This is a genomic window from Massilia sp. TWP1-3-3 (assembly GCF_049897805.1).
Taxonomy (GTDB): domain Bacteria; phylum Pseudomonadota; class Gammaproteobacteria; order Burkholderiales; family Burkholderiaceae_D; genus Telluria_A.
Genome location: NZ_JAFCWX010000069.1, coordinates 1 through 6,535, shown reverse-complemented (window position 1 = coordinate 6,535; position 6,535 = coordinate 1). Strand labels below are relative to the sequence as shown.

Below are 6,535 nucleotides of genomic sequence, written 5' to 3'. Positions count from 1 at the left end.
TGCCCCCCGTCCCATGAATGCCTGCGGAAAAGGTCCTCCGAAAAAACATCGCGACAAGTTCCAAAATTCAACCTCGAATAGGATGGTACGCCGCCCCTAAAATACTGCGGAACGTAACAGCCTGGATCGACAAGCGCGATGGCGACGCCGCGCGAAAAGCCGGGCGAGCGTATCGGGGCGCGGCGCTGTACTATGCCGTCTCGGGCGACGAGGGCGCCAGTTTCGGGCCAGACGTCAAAGTCGCCGACCATTGCTGTGAATGCTGCCGGATCGCACTGGCCCTTACCCCGAACGGTGATGTGGCGGCCATGTGGCGCCACGTATTTGCGCCCAACGTGCGCGACCATGCAATGGCCATCCTGGCGCCGGCCGGGCGGCCCGGCGCGCTGACACGGATCAGCTTTGACAACTGGCGCATCGATGCCTGTCCCCACCACGGTCCGGCGCTCGCGTTCGATGCCCGGGGCCGCCGCCACCAGGTCTGGTTCACCGGCGGCGACGAGCGCGGTGGCTTGTATTACGCTGTGGCGGGGCTGAACGGCCGGGCTGGAAAACCGGTGCGCCTGGGTGGCGCGCAGGCCGGGCACGGCGAAGTCTTTGCGGCAGGGAGCGCCGTGGCGGTGGTGTGGAAAGAATTCGACGGGCAGGCGACCAAGGTGATGCTCCGGCTCTCGAGCGGCAATCGCCCTGCATGGCAGGAGCGGGCGCTGGTCACGACGCGCGGCGCATCCGACCATCCGCACCTGGTCAGTGACGGCAGCGCCATGTGGCTGGTGTGGCGCACTGAAGACGAAGGCGTCGTCGTTCACCGGGTGGAGGCTGCAGCGTGAAGCTGAAAAAACGCGTCGCATCGCTTCTCGTTGCATTTTTTGGGGTTGCCGGGCTGGCGCAGGCGCATCCGATCAAGCCATTCGAGCCCGCCAGCCTTGAGCAGATCGTCGCCAGCCACCACGGCAAGCCTTTTCTGCTGCTGGTCTGGTCGATGGATTGTGAATTCTGCCAGGCCAGCCTGGACGTATTGGCGAAAGCGCGCGCTGCCGATCCCACGCTTGATATTGTCACTGTAACGACCGCCCCCATGTCGGACCCCGTTTTGAGCGGGCAAGTGCGCACCCGTCTCGCATCGTTGCGGCTGCTGGACGACGCCTGGAGTTATGGCAATGAGGCGCCGGAGCGCCTGCGCTATGCCGTTGATCCCGCCTGGCGCGGCGAGAAGCCCCGCAGCTATTGGTACGACGCCACGGGGAAACGAAGCGCCTATTCAGGCCTGATCAATCCGGCCAGACTAGCGCAATGGCAGCTGGTCCAAGCGAAGATGCCTGCCGGGGACCGCGGGAAAAAACGAACATCGATTCAACCGTAGCGGGGCTGATCTTTTCCAAACCTTAAGCCTGAACGCGGCAAGCTCACGTGCGCGTGTATTACCGTGTCCTCGATGATGCAGCAATATTTGATAGAATTACAAGCTTTGGTGGGGTCGCCGCTACTCCGCCAGACAGCGCGCTGTTTCCTGCAAGCGCTGTGGCTGGCGCAAATGCCGCACAAGCCGCGTCGTTTATCTGTCTAATCTCCTTTTTCGGAGCTGCCATGTCTACCCTGGAACGTGCAATCGAAATTGCAGCCGCCTCACACGCCAATCAAATAGCCCGCTGCGGCAACCCGTACATTTTGCATCCCCTGCGTGTCATGCTTGCGGTCAAGACGACTGAACAGCAGATCGCCGCCGCTCTTCATGACTTGGTCGGTGACACGCATGTGACGCTGGAAGACCTGGCACGTGAGGGATTTTCCAGCCACATAGTCGAAGCCGTCAGTGCACTGACCAAGCGTGAAGGCGAAAGCCGGATCGACGCAGCGCGTCGCGCCGCCGCGCACCCGATTGCCCTGCATGTAAAGCTTGCCGATACCCGCGACAACATGGATTTGAAGCGCATCGCCGAGCCGTATGGCAAGGATGCGCTGAGGCTCAAGGAATATCATGAGGTTTGCGCTTATCTGATAGCGCAAGGAGCAGGCTGAGATCCGTTTGACGCGTCAAACAGGGAAGGGGGATTCGTTGTGTGCGTAGCTGGGGTTTGAGGTGCAGTTGAACGGTTATGTTCAGCAGAGCATAAGCGTTCTTATGGAAAGCGGCTGGTTATGAAAAGCCACAGTCAAAGAACGCCTCACATGTTGGGTCGAGAGCTGATTTTGCTTTCCATAATATTCCCCTGGCACCGCCACCAGCGGCACGGTCAGCAACAATTTTTGAATGACCGTTTACGCCCCGTTGCGGCCGGTCGTAGTGGTCGTAGTTCGCAAATGCGGTCGTTCAATCCCGAGCACGCATTTCAGCGCGTAGCGTCAACAGCGAACCTAGGAATTGAGCGCGTGCAGTACGTCATTGGACCAGCCTGCTTGCATTGTTCCCCTACTCGCGAGCCAATTCAACGCATGTTCAAATACTGACTCTAGATTCATGTCTCGAGCGAGCACGACAACGCGGCCGACACACCCGTCCGTCCAGTAAGGTGACATGGAGTAGGCGGTACAAATCGGTAGCCTGGGTTCTGCAACGCGGGCATTAAATAGCACCTTCCACGGGGCAGAATCCAGATGATCTCGACCATGGAATAGATTCACGGCAATAGAAAGCCATGCTGCGTAAACGCTGCTTGGATTCCTGCCCCGTTCGTAATTTGCGAAATCATGAAGTTTTGACACCGTAGCCAAGCCATTGGTGTGCATCCAAAATGGGTCAAGCCGATCGAGCGCATCCATTCGCCAAAAACCCGAATTGACAACTGCGCGAAAGTGTTCTGCCCATTCAATAAGTTCACAGCACTGCTCATCAAAAGCCGAATCTGGAAATGCGGCTTTCCAATAGTCGATTACTGTGATCTCACCGCGAACATAGGCAACAGAAACTGATGTGTTTACCATGTAAATCTATCTGCGTAATAAGTGCGCTTAGAATGTTGGCCTGCTAGATGTAGAGGTTCAGCTCGCATATGTATGTCTGGTTATGGCCGAATGTGGACATCATATTTGAGCGGCCGCTACCGCCAGGAGCAGAGCGTTGCAACGGTTGAATCTGCCGCACTCTAAAGCCTTAACCGAACAGTTCAACTTCCCAATCTTCGAAAGGAGGATGCACTACGTACGTCGGATCGCAGTAGCTGCGTATGTATTGCGCTGCTCGATGCTCAGCATGTTTTTCGTTTGTCGGCGTTCCATCGTCAGACAACCGAATTACGTTAGCAAAGATGGCGTAAGCCTGTTCCATCACGCTAGGCGACGCGAACAGCTCCGCGCGGTAATCTACTCCCTCGAGCAGCGGAAGCCCTACAGTTCCGTTCGCTATCCAAAAGCTGAACGTACGTAGCGCCCCGGAAAACTGCGAGCTCAACTTTTCCGGGTAGCGTGGCGGGTTGCCCGTGTCTTTCGATTTCGAAAAAATTCCCATTGGGATTCCAAGTTACTGCGACGTCTGCTCCTGGCCGATGGTGGCGCTACAAGCGCTGCCAAAGCGCAGTGAATTCCTGATGAGAAATCGGCACGTACTCCGGCTCCGCTAGCGTGAGTGCTGCTTGAGCGAGGCCGCCAAATTCGTCGTCCTCGTGCTCAGGACCATAGCGAAGCTGCATACCGGAATTGTACTGCTCGATCTGCCGAGTTACCCAGCCATCAGTTCCGACTTCGAAGTACCACCATGAGGTGCCCCAAGTATCATACTGATCACCTCGGGTCTCGTTCCAATGTCGCTTTACGTAAATTGGCATAGCTTGATTTCGAAAATAGAGCGGAACGGCGACGGGCCGCTTTTGGCCGGTCCCCCTGCCGATTGTACTCGACCTTCGATGCGGGGCGCCGACCTCGACGGCTGCCGCCCCAAAGCAGATACTTACCAGAGTCAACTGAACCGCTCGGGGCACACGGAGGCGCCCCGCAACCTATTTCATCTGGTCTATGAATTCGAATACCTTTGGCGTCCTACGGCGGAGCGCCCCCGTATTCAGTTGTGAAAAGTAGTTGTCGCAGACTTTTCCTAAAACCGATTTCCCATGCCCGCCGGGCGTATTCAGTATCGAATCGACTTGCTTGGAAATGGTATCTGCCGAGTATTGCGCAATGGTATTCAACTGGGGCTCCTCGGCGATTTTCACGAGCCAGTGTGCGTTTGTCGTCGATATCACATGCGCTTCGGCCTGGTTCCAAGTCGATAACTCTGCGTCAATTTTGTCAGCGGTCGCTGGAAACAGAGTTTTGCATCTACTAGTCATAACGCCAATCGTGAGGAGTGTCGACTTCATGATGCCAATTGCGGCACCCGGACTCTGAGCGTCCAGGGCAGCAGTTGGCTGACTTTGCGCGGTCACGTGGCTGGCGAACAGAACCCAGAAAACCATGGCAGAGGAAAACCCGCGGGCGAGGAAATTAACGTTCATTTTTCGAAGAAATTGGTGGCACGACGGTTAGGTAGCAGCGATAGGCGATGTTTAAATGCCGATCGGTTGCCACTGGCAGATCTCTGCAGATTGTACTCGACGGCGAACCGGCGTGGGCAAGATAGGCGGCTGCCGCCCCTTAGCGGACTTACGAGCACATCAATAGGCGAGTTCAACGTGATGCTGACCCGGCTGGAGCGCGCGTAAGCCGTCTGGTTGATTAAATTTTCAGGCCACTTGCGACACATCAGTTTGAATTACATAAGTGAGGTATTTTGGCTCATATCGCGCGCCCTCCAACCAAAGCCAAGTGTTCTTACAGTGGCCAAGAGGGTGCATTGTGACTGGAACTGCTCCGTTAGAAACTTGCAGAAGCCACTCAAGCTCGTCGTCGAATGGGCCAGTCCCGTCATCGTACGGCAGTTTAGCAACTGCCTCTCGAAGAGCGGAAGCGGCGTCAGCTGCCGCAGCTTGCGAGAGATAGATGGCATCATTGATTGTTGTGATACATGTAAAATATGGCATATTACCTAACGTGTAGTTCCTGTTTAGCGTGGGGCTGCGCGACGGGATGCTCTTGGCCGTTTGCCGCTTTAAAATGGAATACGGCCTTTGCGATCAAGTGCCTTAACCCAGCGGCGGACAACCCCGGCAAGAGGCTCTACAGAGTCGTCCTCGTAATCATCAAACGCTTTCTGCTCTTCGACATCAAGCTCTAATATCTTCGATATACATCTACAAGAAATGAGCTGATTTCCACAAAATGGACAACGCTCTCGTGTACAAAAGGCCTCGTGCAAACTGCCCTCAACCGTCCCGCAATCGTCACAAACTTTCGACATAGTTATCTTCCAAGAGGCTATGAATTGACGGCGGCCTTTTCCCGATGGCCGCTTCTGTTTAGGGTTGTAGGATGCCTGCCCTTTGTCGAGAATGCAATAGGGCCGCTGCCCCAAGCGGGCAGGCGTCGTACAAGCCTCAAGGGAGGAAACCGCGGGATGTGTAGTTGCGGCCCGCTGTTCTACAGGCCTATGGGGATTTGACTGATCGAATGAACACGGAATGCTCCAGTAGCCCAGCCAATCGGGTCATTGGGACCACGTTTTGGCCTGCGACGGAACGGGCGTCTCCATCTTTTGCTGATACACCATACGCTCGGAGGCCGAATTTCTGTGAACGACACACCCGTCCCCGGACGGCGGGTTGTGACGCCGACGATGGTGGATCAGTTGAACGCTTTGGCATTGACTGCGTCATTTTGCACCTCGCGACGCAGGTGGCGCTCTGATTGAGTAGCGACGTGGCAAAGTCGCGGTAATCACCATGCCGGCACCGCAGTGAGGACAGACGAAGGTCGCTTGGGCGGCCTCGGTCTTCAAGTCTTTGGCTGCTGGGACCTGGGCGGGGACCTGCAGCAGTTCGCGTACGCGTGCGAGATTGCTTTTTCGCCCGGCATTGGCAAGCAGCCCATAGTGGCGAATGCGGTGAAAGCCGCTCGGCAGCACGTGCAGCAGGAAGCGGCGCATGAATTCGGGCGCTGTGTGCGTCATGGTCTTGACCGCCATTCTCCCTTTGGCGCGATAGTCTTTCCAGCGAAACGTGACGCCTCGTTCATCGAGCGCAATCAGGCGCTGGTTCGAGATGGCCACACGGTGCGTATAGCGGGACAGATAAGCCAGCACGGCCTGCGGGCCCGCGAATGGTCGCTTGGCATACACTACCCATTCACATTTGCGCAGCGGCGCCAGCCAGTCGGTGAAGGCGCGCGCCTTCACCAGCGCAGCATATTCGCCGAAGAACTGCAGTCGTCCGCTAGCGTGGGCCTGCGCGAGCGCTTCAAGGAAGCGCCGCCGGAACAGACGTGAGAGCACCCGTACCGGCAAGAAGAAGCCATGCTTGCACGCTACCCAGCGTGCGCCATCAGGCGACAGTCCTCCACCCGGAACAATGCCGTGCACATGGGGACGGTGCGTCAGCGCTGATCCCCATTGTTACGTTCCGCAGTATTTTAGGGGCGGCGTACCATCCTATTCGAGGTTGAATTTTGGAACTTGTCGCGATGTTTTTTCGGAGGACCTTTTCCGCAGGCATTCATGGGACGGGGGGCA

General features: G+C 56.8%; 7 protein-coding genes and 1 pseudogene. 3 read left to right on the top strand and 5 right to left on the bottom strand.

All coding sequences use genetic code 11. The features are described from left to right. Nucleotides 1-308: 308 nt before the first annotated feature. The 3 genes from ACP7D4_RS27375 to ACP7D4_RS27365 all read left to right on the top strand — a co-directional run bounded on the left by ACP7D4_RS27375 (nucleotide 309) and on the right by ACP7D4_RS27365 (nucleotide 2,019). Nucleotides 309-830, top strand: coding sequence for a hypothetical protein (locus ACP7D4_RS27375; protein ID WP_426212548.1), 522 nt, complete (start codon nucleotides 309-311; stop codon nucleotides 828-830). Next, nucleotides 827-1,363 carry a TlpA family protein disulfide reductase gene (locus tag ACP7D4_RS27370; protein WP_426212546.1) on the top strand — a complete coding sequence of 179 codons (537 nt, stop codon included), beginning with the start codon at nucleotides 827-829 and terminating at the stop codon, nucleotides 1,361-1,363. The genes ACP7D4_RS27375 and ACP7D4_RS27370 overlap by 4 nt, the downstream gene beginning before the upstream one ends. Nucleotides 1,364-1,587: 224 nt before the next feature. Next, nucleotides 1,588-2,019 (top strand): guanosine-3',5'-bis(diphosphate) 3'-pyrophosphohydrolase, encoded by a 432-nt coding sequence (locus tag ACP7D4_RS27365; RefSeq protein ID WP_426212544.1) that lies wholly within the window; start codon nucleotides 1,588-1,590, stop codon nucleotides 2,017-2,019. A 336-nt stretch (nucleotides 2,020-2,355) separates the two neighbouring features. Here ACP7D4_RS27365 and ACP7D4_RS27360 read toward each other — a convergent pair whose 3' ends face one another. The 5 genes and pseudogenes from ACP7D4_RS27360 to ACP7D4_RS27340 form a co-directional block, all read right to left on the bottom strand. Continuing rightward, entirely contained in the window at nucleotides 2,356-2,922 is a 567-nt protein-coding gene (locus ACP7D4_RS27360; protein ID WP_426212542.1) for a hypothetical protein, read from the bottom strand. A 169-nt stretch (nucleotides 2,923-3,091) separates the two neighbouring features. After that, entirely contained in the window at nucleotides 3,092-3,445 is a 354-nt protein-coding gene (locus ACP7D4_RS27355; RefSeq protein ID WP_426212540.1) for a DUF7677 family protein, read from the bottom strand. A gap of 46 nt (nucleotides 3,446-3,491) precedes the next feature. After that, entirely contained in the window at nucleotides 3,492-3,761 is a 270-nt protein-coding gene (locus tag ACP7D4_RS27350) for a hypothetical protein (RefSeq protein WP_426212538.1), read from the bottom strand. Nucleotides 3,762-3,932: 171 nt separating this feature from the next. Beyond that, complete coding sequence (locus ACP7D4_RS27345) at nucleotides 3,933-4,427, bottom strand: hypothetical protein (protein ID WP_426212536.1); 495 nt, start codon at nucleotides 4,425-4,427, stop codon at nucleotides 3,933-3,935. A gap of 1,253 nt (nucleotides 4,428-5,680) precedes the next feature. Continuing rightward, nucleotides 5,681-6,415 (bottom strand): annotated as a pseudogene (locus tag ACP7D4_RS27340) (IS91 family transposase); the annotation flags it as partial. Between the last annotated feature and the right edge of the window lie 120 nt (nucleotides 6,416-6,535).

Coding starts and splice junctions, on each gene's coding strand:
- ACP7D4_RS27375 (WP_426212548.1), top strand. CDS start 309: ATGTGGCGCCACGTATTTGCGCCCAACGTGCGCGACCATGCAATGGCC.
- ACP7D4_RS27365 (WP_426212544.1), top strand. CDS start 1,588: ATGTCTACCCTGGAACGTGCAATCGAAATTGCAGCCGCCTCACACGCC.
- ACP7D4_RS27360 (WP_426212542.1), bottom strand. CDS start 2,922: ATGGTAAACACATCAGTTTCTGTTGCCTATGTTCGCGGTGAGATCACA.
- ACP7D4_RS27355 (WP_426212540.1), bottom strand. CDS start 3,445: ATGGGAATTTTTTCGAAATCGAAAGACACGGGCAACCCGCCACGCTAC.
- ACP7D4_RS27350 (WP_426212538.1), bottom strand. CDS start 3,761: ATGCCAATTTACGTAAAGCGACATTGGAACGAGACCCGAGGTGATCAG.
- ACP7D4_RS27345 (WP_426212536.1), bottom strand. CDS start 4,427: ATGAACGTTAATTTCCTCGCCCGCGGGTTTTCCTCTGCCATGGTTTTC.